Annotated in this window: 18 protein-coding genes; 8 read left to right on the forward strand and 10 right to left on the reverse strand. The window is 53.4% G+C overall.

Annotation, left to right across the window (positions count from 1 at the left end; translation table 11 throughout):
* Nucleotides 1–39: 39 nt before the first annotated feature.
* From L3K52_03460 to L3K52_03475, 4 genes are all read right to left on the reverse strand, one after another.
* Nucleotides 40–1242 carry an RtcB family protein gene (locus L3K52_03460; protein ID UOG92796.1) on the reverse strand — a complete coding sequence of 401 codons (1203 nt, stop codon included), beginning with the start codon at nt 1240–1242 and terminating at the stop codon, nt 40–42.
* Between the two features lie 241 nt (nt 1243–1483).
* A complete protein-coding gene (mog, locus tag L3K52_03465) occupies nt 1484–2032 on the reverse strand; it encodes a molybdopterin adenylyltransferase (protein UOG92797.1) in 549 nt (182 codons plus the stop codon).
* A gap of 169 nt (nt 2033–2201) precedes the next feature.
* On the reverse strand, nt 2202–2744 hold the full coding sequence (locus L3K52_03470) for a hypothetical protein (protein ID UOG92798.1): 543 nt from the start codon (nt 2742–2744) through the stop codon (nt 2202–2204).
* A complete protein-coding gene (locus L3K52_03475; protein ID UOG92799.1) occupies nt 2738–3436 on the reverse strand; it encodes an SDR family oxidoreductase in 699 nt (232 codons plus the stop codon). The genes L3K52_03470 and L3K52_03475 overlap by 7 nt, the downstream gene beginning before the upstream one ends.
* A gap of 168 nt (nt 3437–3604) precedes the next feature.
* Between L3K52_03475 and L3K52_03480 the strand changes: the two genes are divergently transcribed.
* Nucleotides 3605–5899 (forward strand): PKD domain-containing protein, encoded by a 2295-nt coding sequence (locus L3K52_03480; protein UOG92800.1) that lies wholly within the window; start codon nt 3605–3607, stop codon nt 5897–5899.
* A 66-nt stretch (nt 5900–5965) separates the two neighbouring features.
* Here L3K52_03480 and fusA read toward each other — a convergent pair whose 3' ends face one another.
* Nucleotides 5966–8062: an elongation factor G gene (gene fusA, locus L3K52_03485; GenBank protein UOG92801.1), complete on the reverse strand. Its 2097-nt coding sequence runs from the start codon at nt 8060–8062 to the stop codon at nt 5966–5968.
* A gap of 366 nt (nt 8063–8428) precedes the next feature.
* On the opposite strand from fusA, the gene L3K52_03490 reads away from it, so the two are divergent.
* The 5 genes from L3K52_03490 to ilvD all read left to right on the forward strand — a co-directional run bounded on the left by L3K52_03490 (nt 8429) and on the right by ilvD (nt 14297).
* Entirely contained in the window at nt 8429–9127 is a 699-nt protein-coding gene (locus L3K52_03490; GenBank protein UOG92802.1) for a response regulator transcription factor, read from the forward strand.
* Nucleotides 9118–10761 carry a HAMP domain-containing histidine kinase gene (locus L3K52_03495; protein ID UOG92803.1) on the forward strand — a complete coding sequence of 548 codons (1644 nt, stop codon included), beginning with the start codon at nt 9118–9120 and terminating at the stop codon, nt 10759–10761. Before L3K52_03490 ends, L3K52_03495 begins: the two co-directional genes overlap by 10 nt.
* Before the next feature lie 105 nt (nt 10762–10866).
* Nucleotides 10867–11685 (forward strand): hypothetical protein, encoded by an 819-nt coding sequence (locus L3K52_03500; GenBank protein UOG92804.1) that lies wholly within the window; start codon nt 10867–10869, stop codon nt 11683–11685.
* Nucleotides 11686–11828: 143 nt separating this feature from the next.
* Entirely contained in the window at nt 11829–12377 is a 549-nt protein-coding gene (locus L3K52_03505; protein ID UOG92805.1) for a M23 family metallopeptidase, read from the forward strand.
* Between the two features lie 69 nt (nt 12378–12446).
* Nucleotides 12447–14297, forward strand: coding sequence for a dihydroxy-acid dehydratase (gene ilvD, locus L3K52_03510; GenBank protein ID UOG92806.1), 1851 nt, complete (start codon nt 12447–12449; stop codon nt 14295–14297).
* A gap of 48 nt (nt 14298–14345) precedes the next feature.
* Here the strand turns inward: ilvD and L3K52_03515 are convergent, their stop codons facing one another.
* Nucleotides 14346–14723, reverse strand: a complete 378-nt coding sequence (locus L3K52_03515; protein UOG92807.1) for a CZB domain-containing protein — start codon at nt 14721–14723, stop codon at nt 14346–14348.
* Nucleotides 14724–14770: 47 nt separating this feature from the next.
* Entirely contained in the window at nt 14771–16030 is a 1260-nt protein-coding gene (locus L3K52_03520; protein ID UOG92808.1) for a hypothetical protein, read from the reverse strand.
* A gap of 328 nt (nt 16031–16358) precedes the next feature.
* On the opposite strand from L3K52_03520, the gene L3K52_03525 reads away from it, so the two are divergent.
* Nucleotides 16359–18044, forward strand: a complete 1686-nt coding sequence (locus L3K52_03525) for a hypothetical protein (GenBank protein ID UOG92809.1) — start codon at nt 16359–16361, stop codon at nt 18042–18044.
* A gap of 80 nt (nt 18045–18124) precedes the next feature.
* Entirely contained in the window at nt 18125–19240 is a 1116-nt protein-coding gene (thiO, locus tag L3K52_03530) for a glycine oxidase ThiO (GenBank protein ID UOG92810.1), read from the forward strand.
* Between the two features lie 45 nt (nt 19241–19285).
* On the opposite strand, the gene L3K52_03535 is transcribed toward thiO, so the two are convergent.
* The 3 genes from L3K52_03535 to glyQ are packed head-to-tail and all read right to left on the reverse strand — an operon-like array spanning nt 19286 to nt 23163.
* Nucleotides 19286–20182 (reverse strand): DMT family transporter, encoded by an 897-nt coding sequence (locus L3K52_03535; protein UOG92811.1) that lies wholly within the window; start codon nt 20180–20182, stop codon nt 19286–19288.
* Between the two features lie 12 nt (nt 20183–20194).
* On the reverse strand, nt 20195–22255 hold the full coding sequence (glyS, locus tag L3K52_03540) for a glycine--tRNA ligase subunit beta (GenBank protein ID UOG92812.1): 2061 nt from the start codon (nt 22253–22255) through the stop codon (nt 20195–20197).
* The gene (glyQ, locus tag L3K52_03545) at nt 22255–23163 is read right to left on the reverse strand and encodes a glycine--tRNA ligase subunit alpha (protein UOG92813.1); all 909 of its coding nucleotides are present in this window, start codon (nt 23161–23163) and stop codon (nt 22255–22257) included. Before glyQ ends, glyS begins: the two co-directional genes overlap by 1 nt.
* Nucleotides 23164–23237 lie beyond the last annotated feature (74 nt).

The following is a 23237-nucleotide window of genomic DNA, read 5'->3' on the forward strand; positions in this document are numbered from 1 at the left end:
GGGTTGCTCCTTGAAGAGGGCGTATGCAATACGCCCCTACTAACCTTTCACGCAAATGACTTGTTTCAACGTATGTACGACCTCGACCAGATCGGTTTGGTTCTGCATTACCGCGTCGATGTCTTTGTACGCGCCGGGAATTTCATCGACCACGCCTTTGTCCTTGCGGCATTCGATGCCCTTGGTCTGGGCTTCCAGATCGAGGGTGTTGAAACGCCGTTTGGCTTCGGTGCGGCTCATGCGTCGCCCCGCGCCGTGTGAACAGGAGCAGAACGATTGTTCGTTGCCCAAGCCGCGCACGATGTACGATTTCGCGCCCATGCTGCCGGGAATAATGCCGAGCTGCCCCAACTGCGCACTGATTGCGCCTTTGCGGGTCAGGTAGACTTCCGCGCCGAAGTGCGTTTCCTTTTGCACGTAATTGTGGTGGCAGTTGATCGCTTCGCGGGTGGTGGTGAAGGTGGGCAAGGCTTTGCTGCGTTGCAACGCATCCAATACCAAGCGCATCATTTCGCGACGATTGACCAGGGCGTAATCCTGCGCCCAACCGACCGCTTCCACGTAATCATCGAAATGCTTTGTGCCTTCGGTGAAGTAGGCGAGGTCTTTGTCGGGCAATTGACCGAGTTCTCGCCCCACATCCTTTTTGGCCTTTTCGATGAAATAACGCCCGATGGCATTGCCGACCCCGCGACTGCCGGAATGCAGCATCACCCACACGTCGTCACTTTCGTCGATGCACAGCTCGATAAAATGATTGCCACCACCGAGTGTGCCGAGTTGCTTGCCCCATTGACGGTGAAAGTTTTTCAACATTTTCACCAGTCCGGGGTGCTTGTCGGTAATAACATCCAGATGCTTACCCATATTATTGAGCGTCGAACCGTTGATGCTGGGGCGTTCGTGTTCGTCGAAACCCGTGGGTACGCGCTGTTCAATCGCGCTGCGAATGCTGTACAAGTTGTCGGGCAAGTCGTGGGCTTTGAGCGATAAACGTACCGCGTTCATTCCACAACCAATATCCACGCCGACAGCAGCGGGAATAATCGCGCCACGGGTGGGAATCACCGAACCCACGGTCGCACCAATGCCGTGATGCACGTCTGGCATCGCCGCAATGTGGCTGTGGATGAAGGGCAGTTGCGACAGGTTTCCCAACTGTGTCAGCGAGCCGCTATCCACATCGTCAGTAAAAATCTTGACCGGCACTTTGCCCTTATTGAGCATAAAACTGATAGGCATAAAAAAACCCCGTTGGTTCACACCATCCGGGGTTTTCGACATGCTGTACACGAAGCACCGCATTGTTACGCCGGATGACTGAGATCAGTCCCCCGGCACAAGCGCGGGAGACACTAATTGATTGAATTGCTCCGTATATGTCCATTCAGCATGTTGGGTGTCTCCATAAAATAAGGTTGATAATGGTAAGAAAGTGTAGCGGCAATGTTGCTAAAGTCAATGAGAATTTTGCGTGTAATCACTAGCGTGGTTTGGCATGGGCCGGGCGAAACGCTTTGCACTGTTCCGGGTCAGCTTCCAGATACGCCGCTTCAATCAAATCCAAGCAATACGGAATTGCCGGGAATACCGCTTGCAAGCAATCATCAATCGCTGACGGTTTACCCGGCAAATTCACGATCAAACTGCGCCCGCGAATACCCGCCGTTTGCCGTGACAAAATCGCTGTTGGCACAACAAGCAGCGAAGCCGTGCGCATTAACTCACCGAAACCGGGCATTAGCTTGCTGCACACCGCCTCGGTCGCTTCCGGGGTAACATCACGTAACGCAGGCCCCGTGCCGCCAGTCGTCACAATCAGGCTACACCCTGCCACATCGCTAAGTTCACGCAATGCCGCTTCAATTTCTGGCTGTTCGTCAGGAATCACCCGCGCCACCGCTTCCCACGGGCTGGTCAAGACCCGGCTAAACCACGCATGAATCGCCGGGCCGCCTTTGTCCTCGTATTCGCCGCGACTAGCGCGGTCGGAAACGGTTAAAATACCAATACGTGCGATGGCTTGTGTCATATTTACTGTGCAACGGTGGGGTGGGTTACGGGTACTCCAGCAGCCCCGGAAGTGGCAAGCAGAGCAGCGAGAATAAGTGCGTGTAATTTCATGTGAGTTTTTCCTAGCGTCAGTGGATACGTAAAGCACTGTGTAGTGTTTTCAAAAGGGCTTATCCGAGGGTGAACCCTCACAAGAAAAATGCCAAGATCAGCAACACGACACCCACCACTATCAGCAAGAAAACAAACAGTAACGACAAAAAGCCGAGAATCAGTGACAGTGGGTTGACCAGCGTGCCGATGCTGATATACGAACCCACTAATTCGCGCGCTTCGCTTGCCAGCGAACCAATGCTCCACAAACTTTTCGCCGAACTCAAGAAACTCAGCTTTTTGACTTGCCCCGCACGGATGCCTTGCACCGTTTCCTGAATCTCGCCTTTGGCATCGGTCATCATGCGCCCGGCGATGTTCGGCAAATCTTTCAGCTCTTCCAACGCCCACCAAAAGCGCAGCAAGATCAGCAGCGGCAGCAATACCACGCCCGCCACAATCAACGCACTGGTCAACGACAGCCCTTTGAGGAAAAACAGCCAGATAAAAATCCACACATCCAGCCCCACGCCCAACAAGGCGGCGAAACGCACCTTGTCAGACACGCTATCCACCAACGGCAGCAAGCGTTCAAAAATGGTGAGCAGGCGCTGCTGCTTATCCGACGTTGCTACCACGCGATGGTACTGCCATCAATATCAATCAAACGCCCCGAATCCGCCAAAGTCACGGTTGCCAAATTGCGTTTCAACGCGGTAACAGATTCTTCCACCGACAGCTCACCGTTGGGGCCGCCCATGTCGGTGCGCACCCAACCCGGATGCAGCAATACCACGCTAATGCCTTTACGCGCCAAATCGTGCGCCGCACTTTTATTGACCATATTCAACGCGGCTTTGCTGGAGCGGTAGATGTAACTGCCACCCGACGTATTGTCGGTAATACTGCCCATTTTGCTGCTCATATTGGCAATGATTTTGCGCTCGCTTAGGGCAACATTGGCGGCAAAATCTTGCATCATCAGCATCGGGGTAATGACGTTGATATTCAACACATCCAACCATTCATCGGCTTGGCATTGCCCGAAACCTTGCGTGCTCCAACTGCCCGATACGCCCGCACTGTTGAACAGAATGTCGATGGGCTGATCGTTGAGTTGCGCCGCCAGTGCCGTGCGCTGGGCAGCGTTGGTAACATCCAGCAAATACACTGCGACTTTACCCGCAGATGCAGCAGCCAATTTATTCAAATCGTGCGCATTTTCGGGGGAACGGCAACCAGCCAAAACATGCCAGCCATCCGCAGCGTATTGACGAACCAGTTCCAAACCAATGCCGCGATTGGCACCTGTAATCATAATTGTAGGCATGTAACGCTTCCTTCTAGTGGGGTGAAACGATTATAGCAGGGTCGTTAAAGATTGTGGGAGACCGCATGAGCAGTAGTTTTAATTAATGATATTAATCTATTCAGCTAATTGAGTTATAATGGGATCTACGTCTTTGGCGACGACAATTACTAATAACAGGGGCTATTCATGAAAATATCGCACATCTTGCCTGCATTGGTGGCAGGCACACTGTTAAGCGCGTGCGGCGGTGGCACGACCACTTCCAGCACCACCACGGGCAGCAACACAAGTACCAGCATTGTTAGCAGCAATACCACAAATACTGCATTGGCAGAGGCGAGCAGCGTTTACACCGGCAGCCGTTCCTTGGCCTTGCTGGATACTGTCAGCAGCATGGCGTTTGTGAATTTGGTGTTAGGCACCGAAAATATTAATGACAATATTACCGCGCCACGCCCGGCAGAAGCCAGCACGCCCCCGGCGACGGCTACTACTGCGCAACTCAATTGGCTGCAATCTCAACGTGTATTGTCTGCACTGGCCGCCCAACACATTACCGCGCAACACTACCAAGCTCGCTCTGTGACTGAGAGCGATACCTGTCCCGGTGGCGGCAGCGCTACTGTGACTGGCGACGTGGATGACACCACCTTAACCGGCACCTTGCAAGTGACCTACAACCAATGCAAGAGCGAAAATGTCGTCACCAATGGCAGCGCAATGCTGGTTATCCACAGCGTTAATATTGCGTATTTAGAGCCCACCGCCTTCACCCTCAGCATGAAAGGCTTAAGCATTCGTGTCGACGATGTGCCTTACACGGTCACGGGCACGTTACGAACCGATGTCAACATGACCACCGGGCAGGGCACTTTGCTGGCAAATCAATTCCAACGCAATCTCAGCACGGGTAAACAGCAACTCGCCGAAACCGTAAAAATGCTGGTGTCAAGCGACGGCTATACCGACATCAGCGGTAAATTCTGCGAGGGTGTGCAAGGTTGTGTCAATGTTACCACCGTAAAACCGCTGCTGTTTGCGACCGATGGCGTTCCCCTCGAAGGTGAACTCGCCCTGACGGGTGCCGCCAACAGCAAAGTCCAAGTGATTGCACAAGGTTACGACACGTCCACCCCGCCACAGCGCAAATTACAAGTGAATTTGGACAGCAATGGCGATGGCGTGTACGAATCTCCGTCGATCCGCAACGAATCGGTACTGAAAAACTACGCCGTCACCGCCAATACCGCCCCCACCGCGATTGCCACCTTGCCGCTTGCCATGCCATTGGGCGTACCCGTTGTATTAGACGCCAGCAAAACCACCGACCCCGACGGCGATTTCCTCACCTACCAATGGACGCTGGAAGCCGCGCCAACCGATAGCCTGGCCGCGCTGATCGCCGCTGACAGCATCACCGCCAATTTCACCCCCGACAAACAAGGCTCCTACACCGTCAGCCTGAAAGTGACCGACGCATTCAGCAATACCCACGTGACCAGCAGCACCTTGACGGTGCTGGCAGCGGCTAACCCCTTGAGCAGTAATGCACTGGATGCTGCTTACAACGATGAGACGGAACAATTGATCACTGTCAGTAGCCAACCCCGCAACGCGCTAAACATCATTAACCCTAGCAGTGGTAGGCAGCGAGCCGTGGCATTACCAGCGGTGCCGACTAGCCTCGCGATCAGTGCGGATGGTGAAACCGCCGTGGTCGGGCATGACGGTGCGCTGACTTACGTTGATTTAATCGACGCTGAAATTTTAGAGGTTCACGACAATCTGGGTTTTCAAGTATTTGATATTGCTCTCAGCAATGATGGCAAGGCTTACGTGACACCCCCGGCGAGTGCGTCGTGGAGCTATTTGTACGTGATTGATCTTGCCAGCGGCAACGTGCAAGAAGACAGCGGCACACAACGCCTGTTTGGGGGCGCACATCTGCAATTGGTGCCGGGTTTGAAAGCCGCCTATACCTTGGATACCAGTTTTGTGAAAAATGATTTGAACCGCTACGACACCAGCGCTGCGCAACCGCGCTGGTTGTATGACTCGCCATACGCCGGTCAGCATGACGTCGGTGCTGTCAATAGCAATTTGTGGCGCACAGATGATGGCATGTATTTGCTGACTGCTGGCGGCAGCTTATTCCAAACCGCCGCGCAAGCTGAAGCGGATATGCGGTACCAACGTAGCTTGGCGGATGATGACGGCAATTCTGCCACGTATTTATTGCACGCTGACCATTCGCAAAAAGCAGCCAAGTTTGTGGCGATTGAAGCGGCGGCGGATAGCTACCGCTTCAAGACGTACACTACACCGTTGCTGAATCTTGACAACAGCTTGACGCTGCAAGGCTTGAGCATTGATGGCAGCAGCGCGGCGGTTAAACCACGCTTTGTGTTTTTCAATGCGGAGGGGACAGAGCGTTATAGCGTGCTGGAGCAGAGTGGTAAGAGTTACGTGATGGCGTTTTAATATCATTCCGTAACAAAAAAAAGCCCCGCAATCGCGGGGCTTTTTTGCAGTCGGAGATCGCGAAGCTTACTTCTCAGCGTCCAACGCTTTCTTGCGTTCTTGCGCTTCTTTGATAACCTGATCGGAAACCGAGCGTGGGCAAGCCGCGTAATGTGAGAACTCCATCGAGAATTGACCACGACCGGACGTCATGGTGCGCAAGTCACCGATGTAACCAAACATCTCAGACAACGGCACGTCAGCCTTGATACGTGCACCAATAGGCGCGGTATCTTGTGACTTGATCATCGCACGGCGACGGTTCAAGTCACCGATCACGTCACCGACGTGGGAGTCTGGTGCGAATACGTCAACTTTCATGATTGGCTCAAGGATTTGCGGGCCAGCTTTTGGCATGGTTTGACGGTAGCCGCCTTTTGCCGCAATTTCAAACGCGATGGCAGAGGAGTCAACTGCGTGGAAACCGCCTTCGCGCAAGGTCACTTTCACGTCAACCACTGGGTAGCCAGCCAAGGGGCCTTTTACCATGCTGTCACGGAAGCCTTTGTCGATCGCAGGCCAGAATTCGCGTGGTACAGAACCCCCGACGACCACGGATTCAAAACCGTAACCCGCGCCCGTTTCATTGGGTTCGATGGTGTAGTCGATTTTGCCGTATTGACCCGAACCACCGGACTGCTTCTTGTGGGTATAGCTGTCTTCCACACGCTGGGTAATGGATTCGCGGTAAGCCACTTGCGGTTTACCGATGTTGACTTCCACACCGTGAGTACGCAGCAAGATGTCGACCTTGATGTCCAAATGCAATTCGCCCATGCCTTTGAGGATGGTTTCGCCGGTTTCTTGGTCGGTTTCAATGCGGAAAGAGGGGTCTTCTTTTGCCATTTTGTTGAGGGCAACACCCATTTTTTCGGCACCGGCTTTATTTTTCGGTGAGATAGCAAGCGAGATAACCGGATCAGGGAATACCATTGGTTCGAGCGTCGCCGGTTGTTTCGGGTCACACAAGGTATGGCCGGTTTGCACGTTTTTCAGACCAACCAAGGCGATAATGTCGCCCGCTTGTGCGAAGTCGATCGCGTTGGCTTCATCCGCGTGCATTTCCACCATGCGGCCGACGCGTTCGGTTTTGCCGGTGAACGTGTTGAGGATGGTGTCGCCGGTTTTCATCGTACCGGAATAAATGCGGGTAAAGGTCAAGGCGCCGTATTTGTCATCCATGATTTTGAATGCCAAAGCACGCAAGGGACGCGCCGCATCCACGATAGCGAATTCGCCGGTCGGGTTGCCTTCCAAGTCCACTTCAGGCTGCGGCTTCACTTCACCCGGGCTTGGCAAGTAATCGACTACGCCGTCCAGCACCAATTGCACGCCCTTGTTTTTGAAAGAAGAACCTGCAAACGTCGGGAAGAAGTCCAGCGCAATCGTGCCTTTGCGGATGCAGCGCTTAATGTCTTCCAGTGCCGGTTCTTCGCCACCGAGGTACATTTCCATCAGTTCGTCGTCTTGCTCGACCGCCATTTCGATCAGCTTTTCGCGCCATTCATTGACGAGCTCCTCCATGTCGGCGGGAACGTCTTCGATGGTGTAATTCATGGGGTCGCCGGAGTTGTCCCAGACCCATGCTTTACGGGTCAACAGGTCAACCACACCAACGAAGTTGTCTTCGATACCGATAGGCAAGGTCATGGGCATTGGACGTGCGCCCAACACTTCTTCTACCTGTTTGATAACGCGGTAGTAATCGGCACCGATACGGTCAAGTTTATTGATGTAAATGACACGGGCAACGCCTGAATCATTCGCATAACGCCAGTTGGTTTCAGACTGGGGTTCAACACCGCCGGAACCGCAGAATACGCCGATACCGCCATCGAGAACTTTCAGTGAACGGTAAACTTCGATGGTGAAGTCAACGTGCCCTGGGGTGTCGATGATATTGAAGCGGTGACCTTTCCAAAAACAGGTGGTCGCAGCCGACTGGATGGTGATCCCGCGTTCTGCTTCCTGCACCATGAAGTCAGTGGTGGCAGCACCGTCGTGCACTTCACCGATCTTATGGATTTTGCCGGTCAGCTTCAGAATACGCTCGGTGGTAGTGGTCTTGCCCGCGTCAACGTGGGCAAAAATGCCAATATTTCGGTAAAGTGTTAAGTCAGTCATGTGTCCAAATCTCTAAGAATAAGCGCAGGAACTGCGGATAAAGGCGTGATTGTAATCCATCTTGCAACACGGAGTAAGGGGGAATTCAAGCACGATTTGTAGAAATTGCTGATTTTGCGGCTCTGCACACAATCTGCAAACTATTTCCGACGCATCTCCACACCATTGGGATAATACCTGCACATGTTTTCCGTACCATGCAGCCCTGACACTACTCACTGAACGGGAGGCTGGAGATGACAACAATAATCTTCTGCTACGACCAGTTTTCCCGGCGGGGTTGTAACACCCTGAGACGCCTAGACCCCGACCAACGGCGCGACACCCGTTGGTCGGGGTTTCTTATTGTTTGCTACAATGGCTCACATGAATAAACATATCCTCATTGCCGACGACGACCCTCATATCCGCGATGTGATTAGCTTTGCGCTGGAAAAAGCGGGGATGCAAGTCACCCAAACCGAAGACGGTCGCCAAGCCCTCGACACCTTCCGCCGTCATGCCGCTGATTTGATCGTACTCGACATCAATATGCCAGAGCTTGATGGGCTAGAAGTCTGCCGCGAAATCCGCAAGTTTTCAGAGGTGCCGATTTTGTTTCTTTCGTCCCGCGATGACGAGATTGACCGCATTTTAGGCTTGGAAATCGGCGGCGATGATTACGTGACCAAACCGTTCAGCCCGCGTGAATTGGTGGCACGCATTAATGTCATTCTCAAACGCACGCAACAGCACAGCAAAGCAGCGCCGGAGCCAGAGCAAAGTTCACTGCGTCACGGCAAGCTCAGCATTCAGCCCGAACAACACACCGCCAATTGGGATGGCAAAGCGTTGAACCTAACCGCCACCGAATTTGCCATGTTGCAATTGTTTGCCCGCCAACCCACTCGCGTTTTCAGCCGTGACAGCATTATGGGCAACGCCTACGACGGCAATGTGTATGTCAGTGACCGCACCATTGATAGCCATATTCGCCACATTCGCCAGAAATTTGCGGACATCGGCTGTGAAAATGTGATTGAAACGGTGCATGGAGTCGGTTATAAACTTGCCACATGCCAATAAATGCACGCCTACCGTTTCCTCGTAAAACGCTATTCCGCTTGCGGAGCATTTTGCTATTGGTGATGCTCGCGGTATTGGCGTTGCCCTTGGGTGGGCTGTATTTTTTCCGCATTTATGAAAATGAATTAGTCCAGCAAACCGAGTTGGAACTGATTTCGCAATCGGCGGCACTCGCCGCCACGTTTCGGCAATTGGTGCGCAATCAGCCGCAAAAGGGCAATTACGGCTACATTCGATTTTCCACTTCTCTGACACAACCTGACCCACCGTACACGGAAGAACAACCGCTGGACGATCCATTTTACACCCCGGTCAAACCTAGCGTGGATTTGATTGCGCCGATTGCACCACCACGCCCCGAAGCCCGCCCTAGCACGCAAGCGATTGACCCGTTAGCCCGCGAGATCGGCGAGCAAATGAGCCAAATATTGCGCGATACCCAGCAAGTGACGCTATCCGGGATACGTTTGCTCGACCCCAATGGCACCGTGATTGCCGGGCGCGAAGAAGTCGGCTTATCACTGGCGCACATTGCTGAAGTCAAGCAGGCCATACAAGGGAAATACGCCAGCGTCATCCGCCAGCGCATTTCTGATCAGCCCCCGCCGCCGCTGTATTCGATTAGCCGGGGCAGCCAGATTCGGGTGTTCACCGCGTTTCCGATTATTGAAGACGAACGGCTGCAAGGCGTGCTGCTGCTATCGCGCACGCCGAACAATATTATCAAGCACTTGTACGCCAACAAGGGTGTATTGTTCATGGCTACCTTCAGCTTGTTGGTGCTGGCGGTGTTGCTGATTTTATTGGTGTCATCCACCATTTCGCGCCCCATCCGCGAATTATTGCGGCAAACCGAACGGGTACGCCAAGGCGAACAGCGCGAAGTCGAACCGATTCAAAATCCCGTCACCAAAGAAATTGCGCAATTGTCGGAAAGTTTCGCGGGCATGTCACACGCGCTGGCGGAACGTTCCGATTACATCCGCCGCTTTGCTACCCACGTTTCCCACGAATTCAAAACACCCCTGACCGCGATGCAAGGCGCATTGGAATTGCTGCATGATCACCTTGACACCATGCCCGCTGAACGCCGTGAAAAATTCATTCAAAACTTATTGGCGGATACCCAGCGCCTCAAGCAATTGGTGAATCGCTTGTTGGAATTAGCCCGCGCCGATTCACTCGAAACCCGCAAAGAAACCAGCACGTTGCCTGCCTTGTTCAAAGCCTTGCACAACCGTTATCAGGAACGGGGTTTGCAGGTGCGCATTCACAATGCCTTGCCCAATACACCGCTGGCGATTGCGCCGGATGCGTTGGAAACCGTTGTTATCAACCTGTTCGATAACAGCTTGCAACACGGCGCCAAGGGCGTGGATGTGTATGCGAATGCTTCCGGGCAGCAGTTGTGTCTGCGCTTGCACGACAACGGGGAGGGAATTTCGGCAGCGAATCGTGACAAGATTTTCACCCCATTTTTCACCACCAAACGCACCAAAGGCGGCACGGGTTTGGGGCTGGAAATCGTTGCCTCCATCCTAAAAGCTTACAACGGCAGCATTCGGCTGGGGGATGCGGCTCACGGGGCGGAATTTATCCTGCTATTGTCGCTGGAAAAAAGCGACGGCAAATAACGGCTATCGTTTTTCCACTACCGCTAACCCCGGTGCATTTTCCTTTACTAGCGCCTAGCGTTACAGAATAGCTGTGATTTCATTTAATAGCGTCGGGATCAGCGTATGCGTTACCTCAAAGCCTTGTTATTGGTATTGCTCACTTGTCTGCCTTTGCAGCTCTGGGCATTCACCGCACCTGCCCAAGTTCAGGTGGAAAGCGAGTGGGGCGAAGCCAACCCCGATGACATAAAAACGGTCTTAACGTCGGTGATTGAGGTGATTGCGCCGTACATGGCGGGGCGCACCTTTGGTGATATTGTTGTTAGAAACGACAAAAGCGGCCCCATTTCCTTGTACGAAAAAGGTGCTAATGATGAATACATCATTATGCTCAACGTTGGTGGGCGTTATTGGGCGCAGTTGTCTTACCAGTTTTCCCACGAAATGTGCCATTTGATGTCCAATTACGATCTTGCTCCGAATAACATCACTCGCCAACAATGGTTTGAGGAGTCCTTGTGTGAGGCATTCAGCTTATTTGCGTTAGAAAAAATGGCACAACACTGGGAAACCAATCCGCCTTACCCGCATTGGCAGGAGTATGCCCCCAAATTTCGGGAATACCAGCAAGACATGTTCAAGCAAACCCACCGCCAGCTTCCTAAAAGCATGAAGTTACCCAAGTGGTATCAAGCCTACGCCAAAACGCTGAGTGCTGACCCCTACGCGCAAGGTCGGGACCTTAACGAATTGGTCGCCAATCAGTTGCTGCCGATTTTTGCTGAAAAACCAGAGACGTGGGTAACGCTCAATTATTTAAACCTTGGCGATGACAGCGGCGACAAAACATTGGATAAATACCTGACCGATTGGGAAAATAATGTGCCATCGCCATGGCAGTCGACGATCACGGGTGTTAAACAAATTCTACTGAAAGACTGAGCAACCAGCCGCTCTTCGGAAAAAGGTTTTTTGCGCCACAAGATTATTTTATAATACTCTATACAAAAATATGAACTTTCAAACAGCCAGTCTGTCATAAAAACTAACAACAGCAGACCGGAAGGGATATTAGGGTGTACATTATGAACAAGAAACCTCTGCTAATTTTGTTAGCATTTACCATTTTTATGATTGGGTACTGGATACCCGAAGACCGTCACGTACCTGTCGCGAACGCCAAATCTTATGCAAGCGATTCCATGGTTTACGGTTACAAAGTTGGCGGCGTCAATGCACAAAAAGGCATTACCATTTTTGCTGACCAAGGCGCAGCGGTTGAAGCGGTCACTAGCGGGCTGGTGCTTTACCGTGAACATACCCCGCAAGGTGATAATTCAGTTTGGGTTCTGGGTGCAAAATGGCGGCTACACCACTACGCCAATCTCGACAAAGTTGAGGTGACACCGGCGTCTTGGGTTAAAACGGGCGAGAAAATTGGCACAGTTGGCACAACCAAACCAGCGAAACCAACGAAGCCAGTGGCAGCCAATTTGTATTATTCGATTCGTAGCTTGCCACCACTGGTGACGGAGTGGAAAGCAGAACAGCCGTTGGGTTTGGATCAAGTGTTTTACGTGAATCCGCATGAGTTTTTGACGGCTTACCAAAACGAAACCAAAGCTGAGCATTAATCATTGTGACGCGCCCGCACTCCCCGCGTTAGAATGCCGCTTTGCAAGATTTTGTTTCAGGAGTACACCATGCCCGTTTACCGTTCCCGCACTTCCACCGGCGGTCGCAATATGGCTGGCGCACGCGCTTTGTGGCGTGCGACCGGCATGACCGATGCGGATTTCCAGAAACCGATCATCGCGATTGCGAATTCCTTCACCCAATTTGTCCCCGGTCACGTCCACCTCAAGGACATGGGGCAACTGGTGGCGCGTGAAATCGAAGCCGCTGGCGGTGTCGCCAAAGAATTCAATACCATTGCTGTCGACGATGGCATTGCGATGGGGCATGGGGGGATGCTGTATTCGCTGCCGTCCCGCGAATTAATCGCCGATGCCGTGGAATACATGGTGAATGCGCATTGTGCCGACGCGCTGGTGTGCATTTCCAACTGCGACAAAATCACGCCGGGGATGTTGAATGCCGCGCTGCGCCTGAACATTCCCACCATTTTCGTTTCCGGCGGGCCGATGGAATCCGGCAAAGCGGTGATTGGTGGCAAGCTGGTGAAGCTGGATTTGGTGGATGCAATGGTGTCCGCCGCCAACAGTGCCGAAAGCGACGCAAATGTGGAAACCATGGAACGTTCCGCTTGCCCTACGTGCGGCTCGTGTTCCGGCATGTTTACCGCTAACTCGATGAATTGCTTGACCGAAGCCCTGGGCTTGAGTTTGCCGGGGAACGGTTCGACGCTGGCGACGCATTCTGACCGCAAGCGCCTGTTCCTCGAAGCGGGGCGCATCATTGTCGGTTTGGCGAAACGTTACTACGAACAGGACGACGAATCTGTATTGCCGCGCTCGATTGCGACCATGGAAGCGTTTGAAAATGCGATGTGTTTGGACATTGCAATGGGTGGCTCGACCAATACCATCTTGCACTTGCTGGCGGCGGCGGAAGAGGCGGGTGTCAATTTCACCATGAACGACATCGACCGTTTGAGCCGCAAAGTGCCGCAATTGTGCAAAGTTGCGCCTTCCACCCAGCTTTACCACATGGAAGACGTACACCGTGCGGGCGGGGTATTCGGCATTCTTGGCGAACTCGACCGCGCTGGATTGTTGCACCGCGAAGTCGGCACAGTTCACGCGACCAATATGGCGGAAGCCTTGTCGTTGTGGGATGTGCGCTTGACCGACGATGCCAAACGCCACGAATTTTTCCGCGCAGGCCCCGGTGGAGTGCCAACGCAAGTGGCATTCAGCCAAAGCAAACGCTGGGACACGTTGGATATTGACCGCGAAAACGGCTGTATCCGCGACAAAGCGCACGCTTACAGCCTTGAAGGTGGCTTGGCGGTGTTGTTCGGCAATATTGCGCTGGATGGTTGCGTGGTCAAAACCGCTGGAGTGGATGACAGCATTCTCACATTCTCCGGCCCAGCGCGTATTTTTGAATCGCAAGATGACGCAGTGGCGGGCATTCTCGGTGATAAAATTGTCGCGGGTGACATCGTATTGATCCGCTACGAAGGCCCTCGCGGTGGCCCCGGAATGCAGGAAATGCTCTACCCGACCTCGTACATCAAGTCGAAAGGCTTGGGTAAGGCGTGTGCGCTGATCACGGACGGGCGTTTTTCCGGCGGCACGTCGGGCTTGTCCATCGGTCACGTTTCACCGGAAGCGGCAGAAGGCGGCGCGATTGGCTTGGTGGAAGAAGGCGACATGATCGACATCGACATTCCGAACCGGACGATCAATGTGCGTGTTAGCGATGAAGTGCTGGCAACCCGGCGGGCGGCGATGGAAGCACGCGGCAAAGCGGGTTGGAAGCCAGTGAGTCGCGAGCGTTACGTGAGTGCGGCGTTGAAAGCGTATGCGGCAATGACGACTTCGGCCTCACGCGGTGCGGTGCGCGACGTGACGCAGTTGGAGAAGTAAGCTTGCGCCGGGAAAAGTGCTCATGGCTTTTCCCGGCATTGGGTTTGTTTATGTCCCCGTCGCGGTGCGGCTATGACGGTCGGCTTTTAACAGTAAGGCGACCATTTCATTGGATAATTTATGCATTTCAGTCACCGCGCGGTAACTGCCGACAGCGTTGCCATTGCGGTATTGCGCCAGTGCCTCGTCACTGGAATCGTGAAAGCGTTTGTGATTTTTCTCCAAAAATTCAAATAAAAAGCTGCCATCTGGCGCAGAATTTTGCAGGTGTTCGTGCCCGTTGTGGTAGAGCCACTGTCCCAATTTGCACTCGGTGCAAGCCGTTCCTTCAAAGTCGTCCACACCTTTCAACGTGTTAGTGACTTTGCGGAGGTATTGGATGTGGTCATTCAAACGTTGTATAAAAAAAGCGTTATTGCTTGCCATTGGATTAATCCCCTTGTTTATCGTCATAGTAGTTGTGCCAGTACAAGTCATAGCCCGAATTGACTGAGTTCTACTGCTTTGTCTTCCAGCACTTGTTGCGCAGCTTGCAAATGATTCAAGTTGAATTCCTGTATCAGTGCCCGGCTGAACGGTAAAATTTCCTGTGTTGCGGCGAAATCTTGGGTTTGCAATGCCACCCGTACTTGGCGTAAATAAGCTGCCGTGATTTCTTGCCCCAAACGCGCCACTTGCGGGTGTTGAGCCGCTCGGTCGCGTAATTGGCGAGTGAAATACAGGGCGCTGCGGTCACTGCTGCCCAAATCACCCGCTTCCATCGCGGCATAAGCTTGCGCGATTAAGCGCTCAACGCCCTCATCCGAGGGTAATGCGGGTTCAAGTATGACCGCTGGTGCTACCGATGACGGTTTTTTCGCAGAAGCGGGTGCTGGATTCAACGGCGGCGCTTTTGTAACCGCAGGCTTGGTATCTTTTGCCTTGAGTGCCGCTTGAGGTTTGGCCTTGGGTGGGTAGCCAATCGCAACCAGTGGTGTGTCTTGGTACGCCTGCGCCTGACGATTAATTGGCAGGACACTGGCGATTGCGGTGGGCGTTAGTGCCGCAAGTTTTAACGGTTCGCGCGGTTCTGGCGCAATTGTCACCAAAGGCGCGGGGGATACCACCGTTTCTAACACGGCATTACCTGCTACGGCGGTAAAAACACCAAACAAGCCCAACAGTGAACCCGTCATGAGCGCTTGACTAAGGTGTTTGTGCGGAATAATGCGGTGGGTGCCGCGTTTTTCCAACTGCTGCACGCGCGGTGATAAGGCAGTGGCTAATACATGCACGTCCATGCCCGCGACGCACAGCAATAAAGCGGGGTCGAGGTGTTCATCCAAGTACCCTTTTTTTATTAACGGCTTAAGATGCTTGTAGGCATTCTTTTGACACGGTGAATGTTGCCCGGCTTGCGTGAGAAGACTTTGGACTTCCCAGGTATCCGGGCTTTCCAAAACGACATAAGCCTGACCGTTATCGTGCCCGTAAGCCAGCGGCATTAAAATCCACGGCAATGCTAGGCGCTGGCTGGTGAGACTGATGTGTTGAAACAACTCATCCAATGCCCAAGCGGAAGCTTCACTGGGTAATACATGAATCAAAATGCGCGATTCCAAGCCTTGGTATTTGACTTGTTCCAAATCACGGCCTCGGTAAATTTTTCCGGCACCGGACACCGCTATGCAACTCAATAATGCATAGCGGTTATCCAGGACAAGGTGTTTACCTGAATCAATCAAAGCCCCCATATCACGACTCCATTTCTCATAAAAAACGACAAGAACAGAAGAGCGATCGAATAAAAATTCAATAACGGTACGATCGCCGAAAGTGCGAATAGCTCTCAACAGCCCCAAGCTGGTCAACTTTATCTTAACGCCAGCTTCACAAAAGCCAAGTAAAACACCCGTGTTACCCGTAACGCCGCCCTGCTATTTGCCTGCTAAATAGGCGTTAATCATCAGCATAAACGGTGTGTCTTGGTCATTAAGTGCTTGAAATTGCTTGATTGGCCAAGGCGCGTGGCGACAGGGTGACTAAGCGTGACAATTAACACCTTGTTGGCTTGTGGCTTTCATGCAAGTATTGCTGCCCGATGGTTCAGTTGCCGTTATGTATCAGCTTGGCGTGCTGTTTTTTATTAAGAAGAAAATAGATTTTATGGAAGAAAAAGAGTGGATTCAAAAAGAGCTTCGTCAAATATTAGCCAGTCGTTTATTAGAGAATAAAAAGCAAGCCTGTAATTTTTTAGCGTATACCGTTGCAGAGACCTTGGCCGGTCGTGGTGAAAAAATAACGCAGTACGGTATTGCGATCGAAGCGTTGGGTAAACCTGCGGATTTTTGCTCCACGGATAGCCCCGCTGTGCGGGTAGAGGCGGGTCGGGTACGCAAATTGTTGGAAGAGTATTACGCGGGCGAAGGCAGTCAGAGTAAGTACAGAATTATTTTACCTAGCGGCAGTTACCAGCCCAGTTTTGACAGTATTCAACCCCACGCACTGCCTGCGGCGCAACACTTCGCCCTTAAAAGCATTCAGTCGTTAGGGCCTAAGGTGCACATTAGCTATCCCGATACCGAGCTGATTCGTGATGATGCGCTGCGCGGCTTGGTGTACAACTTGCGTACTTTATTGCCGATGGTGTTGGGGAATTTCCGGGAAATCCGCATTGCCTTGGCGCGAGCCAGTCACCCTAAGGGGCACAAAGTGGATGAGCTGGACGCAGCATTGCGGCATTATCAGGCAGAATTCTTGCTGCAATGCACGGCGGATGTGGCGGAAACGGGTTTCACCCTCAAATTTGTCTTGTTTCACACCCTCACGCGCGAGCAGTTGTGGTCAGATAGCGTGCCCGTGCCACGCCATTACACGCAGGCTACCTTGGAGGCGGTGTTTGGTCAGTTGATACTCGAAACATTCAGCTTGCACCGAGGCACCGCGATGGCTTACTGGAGCCGCTATTGGAAAACCCAGGATGATATTCCCTGCCATTACCGGGTGCTGGTTGAGCATATCGCGGTTCTTCAGGACGAGGCGGGAGATGCAAATCTGCAAGCATTTTCAGACGCTTGCGAAGACCGTACTCAGCGTTACCATGACGATGCCTTGGCGCATTTGCATTACGCGGTATGGTGTTTATACGCTTACATGCTACGCGCTGAGCCGATTGCCAGTTTAGAAATTATGTGGAACCGTCTGGCGCTGCGTGCGTTGGAACTCAACCCCGGCAATGCGTTGGCGCACAGCATTTTTGCCTTGGAATGTTTTCACCGTGGCGATCATGAAATGGGCAAATTGGAAATTGAAACCGCGCGTCAAATAAACCCGTTTGACCGCACTGGCGGGCATTTGCTGGCGGTAGGGCTGTGCGCCCTGCGGCATTGGGAGCTGGCGTTCACCTTGTTACGCGACGTGGCGGGGCTGGATTCGCGTTACCCTGATCCGTTGCGAGCGGTGCCGTGCTTATTTTATTTTCGCCAAGGCGAGTTTGCGAAAGCGGCGCGTTCTAGCGTTCAGTTTGCTGCGCTTGGTGGGTGGGAAACCTTCGGTGCCTTGGTTAATCATTGCCGGACGGATGATTGCAAAGGCTGCATTCAAACCTTGAGCCAAGCAGTGGATAAATTGCCTGCCAACCTTAGCCGCAACACGTTGCCTGCCAGTGATTTCTGGGAAAATATTCAACAAAATGCGCCAAAACCGGGAACAGCCAGCACGTTCGTGACAACCGCGACCGCGACGGATACCTTGACGGCTGCGGAATGAACGCCTAAAGCGCATTCATGGCTAGATGACCGCGCCGCGTCTCCCGTATACTTTAAGACCCCCTGTTGTTGAGATGACGCATGAAAGACGCAATTATTGTCGGTGGTGGCATTTTAGGTATGTTGACAGCCCGTTTCTTGCACGAAGCGGGGATGAACGTCATGATCATCGACCAAGGCGAATTGGGCAAAGAATCGACATGGGCGGGCGGTGGTATTTTGTCCCCGCTTTACCCGTGGCGCTACCCGGATGCTATTTCACGGCTAACCCAATACAGCCAGCAACATTACCCCGCTTTGTGTGACACCTTGACGGCCGCCACTGGGATTGATCCACAATGGATTCGTTCTGGCTTGCTGATGACGGATGCGCACGAATCTGCCCGCGCACAAGCTTGGGCGCAAACTTGGGGTTACGCGTTGCAGCCGCTAAACACTGCCGCTGACATGCACGCGTGCGAACCGCAATTGGCAGATGCTTTCCAGCAGGGTATGTTTATGCCCGCTATTGCACAAATGCGTAACCCTCGAATTGCTGATTCATTGCGCACCAGCCTGCGTTTGTTACCGATTGAAATTGCGGAACATTATCCTGTTACTGGGTTGGAAACGGCGAATGGGCGCGTGACCGGGGTGAAATTGGGCAGCGAAGTCTTCAAGGCGAATAATGTAATTCTCACCACGGGGGCGTGGACGGGGCTGTTCCCGGAAATGCAGGCATTGCATGTGGATATACGCCCGGTACAAGGGCAAATGATTTTGTTCCGGGGGGCAAAAGGCTTGCTCAAGCGCATTGTGTTGCATGAAGGGCGTTACCTGATTCCGCGTCAAGATGGGCGTATTTTGTGCGGTTCCACTTTGGAAATGCGCGGTTTTGATAAGCAAACCACCGCCGAGGGTTTAAATGAATTGCGCGAAACGGCTTACGCAATCATGCCAGCGTTACGCGATTTGCCGATCAACAACCATTGGAGCGGTTTACGCCCCGGCTCACCGAATGGCGTTCCCTATATTGATGAGCACCCGGAAATTGCGGGCTTGTATGTGAATGCGGGGCATTACCGTTATGGGGTGACGATGGCGTTGGCATCGGTGCAATTGCTGACGGATGTGATGTTGGGGCGCACGCCGTGTCTTGATCCGACGCCTTACCGTTTGGATGCGGTGCGCGAACCGAGTAACGAATTTTTAAACTAATGCTCTTTGGTAGAGACGCAAAATGTTGCGTCTCTACCGTGTTGGTTACGCCCGCACAACTGGCGGTACGCGCCGCACCAGCCACACGCCCAGCATCGTCAACGCCATGCCAAAGCCTTGCAACAAAGTCAGGCGTTCATCAAACAGCAACCACGCAATCAACGTCGTTACCGCCGGTGTCAGGTAAAACAAGCTGGTCACATTGGTCGCGCCTTGATGCCGAATCAACAGGTTAAGCAAGCTGATTGCACCCAAAGACAGCACGATTACCAACCATCCCAACGCAAAAATGAAATCGCCCGTCCACGCAATCCGCCATTCACCGTGCACGGGTACAAGCAAAGCCGTTGCGAGTAATGACGGGACAAACTGCACCACCGACCCCGTGCGCAAATCGAAATGCGAGCAAAAGCGCTTTTGGTACAACGTCCCAAAGGTAATGCCGAGCAACGCGCACAATGCCGGAATGACCGCTTCCCAGCCAAAACTATGCGCAGCCCCCGCACTGGCTTTTTCCGCCAGCACCAGAATCACACCCAGCAAACCCGTCGCAATCCCCACCCACTGATAGCGCCGCACCGTTTCGCCCAGCAAAATCCCCGCAAACAGCGCCGTGAGCAAGGGCTGCAAACCCACAATCAAACTGGTTAAGCCAGCGGGCAAACCGTGACTAATCGCCACAAATACCCCGCCCAGATACGTTGCCTGCAACAGCAAACCCGCCACCATCAAATGGAATAATTGCTTCGGATTGGTTTCCCAAACAGCTTTACCCGCCCACGCCAATACGGAGAGGGCGGCAATCACCAACACATAACGTGCTGTCAGAAACGCCAGCGGATCGGCATACGGCAGGCCGTATTTTGCGCCGATAAAGCCGGTACTCCACAGCAACACAAACAGCGCTGGAAACGCGCCCAGCAAACGCGGTGGCAGTACCATGCGATTCCTGATTTAGAGTACGGACAAATCAGCAACGCGCAGGAACAAGCCACGCAAGCGATTCAGCAACGCCAGCCGATTGTTTTTCAAGTCCACATCGTCCGCCATCACCATGACATCATCGAAGAACTTGTCCACGGGTTCGCGCAATTCCGCCAATGACAGCAACGCGGCTTCGTATTGACCCGCCGCAAACAATGGCACAACCTTGTTTTCCTGATACTGCACCGAACTGGCAAGCGCTTGTTCCGCCTCAAGCTGCAACAAGGTCGGGTTTACGCTGTCCGGCAAACTGCCCTCGACCTTTTTCAAGATATTGCCAATACGCTTGTTGGCAGCCGCAAGGCTCTCAGCAGCGGTCAATTGGCGGAAAGCAGCAACCGCTTTGACGCGGCGATCAAAATCCAACGGCTGGGTGGGCTTGAGGGACGCAACCGCTTCCACCAATTCCGCGCCAATGCTCTGTTCCTGATAGTAAGCGCGCAAGCGTTCGAGGATGTAATCCAAGGCTTCTTGCGTATCCGGTTTGCTACCAAGATGTGGGGCTAAACCGTCAGCAGCTTTATCCAGCAAATCAGCTAAATCCAGCGGCAATTGCAACTCGATCAAGATACGCAACACACCTAACGCCGCACGGCGCAATCCGAACGGGTCTTTTGCGCCCGTCGGTTTTTGCCCGATGCCGAAAATGCCGGTGAGGGTATCCAGCCGCTCCGCCAGCGCCAAAATGCGTCCGGTAGCCGTGGAAGGCAGCTCATCACCCGCAAAGCGCGGCATGTATTGCTCTTCCATCGCGCTGGCAACTTCAGCGGCTTCGCCATCGTGGTTGGCGTAATAACGCCCCATCGTGCCTTGCAGTTCGGTGAATTCAAACACCATGCTGGTCACGAGGTCACACTTGCCGAGTTGTGCTGCGCGGATGGCTAAGGCTTCATCGCCGCCCATGCGTTTGGCAATATCCGCCGCCAACAGCGCAACGCGCTCGGACTTGTCGTACAGCGTGCCGAGTTTTTGCTGGAACACCATTTTCTTAAGTTGTTCGCGGCGGCTTTCCAGCGAGGTCTTTTTGTCTTGCGTCCAGAAGAATTCGGCATCGCTGAAACGCGGGCGGATGACGCGCTCGTTGCCGGTGGAAATTTGCGTCACATCGCGGCTTTCGATATTGGCGACGGTGATGAAGTTCGGCATCAGTTTGCCCGCCGCATCCACCAGCGCGAAATATTTCTGGTTGTCCTGCATGGTGGAAATCAAGGCTTCCTGTGGCACGTCGAGGAAACGTTCCTCAAAACGCCCCGCCACGGGGACAGGCCATTCGACCAAGCCGGTGACTTCATCCAGCAGCTCTTCCGGCATGATGGCAGTGCCGCCAAGTTCAGCAGCAAGCGCTTCGACTTTAGTCTTGATCATGTCACGCCGCGCTTCAAAGCGGGCGACCACATACGCATCACCCAATTGCACGGCGTAATCGGCAGGCGTGGTAATCGCGATAGGAGCAGGCGCGTGGAAACGGTGTCCACGGGTTTCGCGCCCGGTTTTGATACTGAGCATTTCAGCATCAATCACCGCATCGTCTGCCAGCATCACGATCCAATGAATCGGGCGCACGAATTCAGCCGTGCCGCTGCCCCAGCGCATCCGCTTCGGGATGGGCAATGCCGCGAGGGATTTTTCGACAATCGCAGGGAATAACGCGGTAGTTTGCAGCCCGACTTGCTGCTGGCGGAAGATCAGCCAGCCGCCTTTGTCGGTATCACTCTGTTGCAAGTCCGCGAACGCCACGCCGCACGACCGCGCAAACCCTTCCGCCGCTTTGCTGGGGTTGCCTTCCTTATCGAACGCGGCTGCCAATGCGGGGCCTTTGCGCTCGATAATTTGATCGGCTTGTTGCTGCGGCACGCCTTTCAACCACACCGCCAGACGGCGCGGCGCGGCGTAAGGGTAGACTTCTGCTGCGACCAGACCGGCATCTGCCAGACCTGCGACAATGCCCGCTGTGAACGCATCCGAGAGTTTTTTCAGGGCTTTGGGTGGCAACTCTTCCGTGCCAATTTCCACCAATAAATCGTGTAACATTATTTTTCTCCTGCGGACAGCATCGGGAAGCCTAAGGCTTCACGGACGTTGTAATAGGCTTCGGCAATCGCCCGCGACAAGGTACGCACCCGCAAAATGAAACGCTGGCGTTCGGTCACGGAAATGGCTTTTCGCGCATCCAGCAAATTGAAGGTGTGCGAGGCTTTGAGCATTTGTTCGTAAGCAGGCAACGGCAACCCGGCTTCGATCAGGCGCTGGCTTTCGCGTTCGCACACATCAAAGGTGTGGAATAGCTCTTCAACATTGGCGTGTTCAAAGTTGTAGGTGGATTGTTCGACTTCGTTCTGGTGGTAAACGTTGCCGTAGGTGACAACCCCTTGTGGGCCTTTTGTCCACACCAGATCGTAGACGCTTTGCACGTTCTGCATGTACATGGCGAGGCGTTCCAGACCGTAGGTGATCTCGCCGCTGACGGGCTTGCAATCCAAGCCGCCGACTTGCTGGAAGTAGGTGAACTGGGTGACTTCCATGCCGTTCAGCCACACTTCCCAACCCAAGCCCCATGCGCCCAGCGTGGGCGATTCCCAGTTGTCTTCGACGAAGCGGATGTCATGCACCAGCGGGTCGAAACCGAGCATTTGCAGCGAACCGAGGTAGAGTTCCTGAATATTGTCGGGCGACGGCTTCAGCAAGACCTGAAACTGGTAATAGTGTTGCAGACGGTTGGGGTTTTCGCCGTAACGTCCATCCGTGGGGCGGCGTGACGGTTGCACGTATGCTGCCCGCCACGGCTCAGGGCCGATGGAACGCAGGAAGGTCGCGGGGTGGAACGTTCCCGCGCCCATTTCCATGTCATACGGTTGCATGATGACGCAGCCCTGTTGCGCCCAGTAATCTTGCAGAGCCAGAATCAGCCCTTGAAAGGTGGAAAGGTCATAGTTAGCCATAACTTGCTTGCTTTACGTTTATGCCTGAAAGGGGGCAAGTATACTGCAAGCTGCTGCTGCATTCAGCACTCTAA

Source organism: Candidatus Thiothrix sulfatifontis, assembly GCA_022828425.1.
Lineage (GTDB): Bacteria > Pseudomonadota > Gammaproteobacteria > Thiotrichales > Thiotrichaceae > Thiothrix > Thiothrix sulfatifontis.

Coding starts and splice junctions, on each gene's coding strand:
- glyS (UOG92812.1), bottom strand. CDS start 22,255: ATGTTACACGATTTATTGGTGGAAATTGGCACGGAAGAGTTGCCACCC.
- ilvD (UOG92806.1), top strand. CDS start 12,447: ATGCCCGTTTACCGTTCCCGCACTTCCACCGGCGGTCGCAATATGGCT.
- L3K52_03460 (UOG92796.1), bottom strand. CDS start 1,242: ATGCCTATCAGTTTTATGCTCAATAAGGGCAAAGTGCCGGTCAAGATT.
- L3K52_03480 (UOG92800.1), top strand. CDS start 3,605: ATGAAAATATCGCACATCTTGCCTGCATTGGTGGCAGGCACACTGTTA.
- thiO (UOG92810.1), top strand. CDS start 18,125: ATGAAAGACGCAATTATTGTCGGTGGTGGCATTTTAGGTATGTTGACA.
- L3K52_03515 (UOG92807.1), bottom strand. CDS start 14,723: ATGGCAAGCAATAACGCTTTTTTTATACAACGTTTGAATGACCACATC.
- L3K52_03500 (UOG92804.1), top strand. CDS start 10,867: ATGCGTTACCTCAAAGCCTTGTTATTGGTATTGCTCACTTGTCTGCCT.
- L3K52_03475 (UOG92799.1), bottom strand. CDS start 3,436: ATGCCTACAATTATGATTACAGGTGCCAATCGCGGCATTGGTTTGGAA.
- L3K52_03535 (UOG92811.1), bottom strand. CDS start 20,182: ATGGTACTGCCACCGCGTTTGCTGGGCGCGTTTCCAGCGCTGTTTGTG.
- mog (UOG92797.1), bottom strand. CDS start 2,032: ATGACACAAGCCATCGCACGTATTGGTATTTTAACCGTTTCCGACCGC.
- L3K52_03490 (UOG92802.1), top strand. CDS start 8,429: ATGAATAAACATATCCTCATTGCCGACGACGACCCTCATATCCGCGAT.
- L3K52_03495 (UOG92803.1), top strand. CDS start 9,118: ATGCCAATAAATGCACGCCTACCGTTTCCTCGTAAAACGCTATTCCGC.
- L3K52_03520 (UOG92808.1), bottom strand. CDS start 16,030: ATGGGGGCTTTGATTGATTCAGGTAAACACCTTGTCCTGGATAACCGC.
- L3K52_03505 (UOG92805.1), top strand. CDS start 11,829: ATGAACAAGAAACCTCTGCTAATTTTGTTAGCATTTACCATTTTTATG.
- fusA (UOG92801.1), bottom strand. CDS start 8,062: ATGACTGACTTAACACTTTACCGAAATATTGGCATTTTTGCCCACGTT.
- glyQ (UOG92813.1), bottom strand. CDS start 23,163: ATGGCTAACTATGACCTTTCCACCTTTCAAGGGCTGATTCTGGCTCTG.
- L3K52_03525 (UOG92809.1), top strand. CDS start 16,359: ATGCAAGTATTGCTGCCCGATGGTTCAGTTGCCGTTATGTATCAGCTT.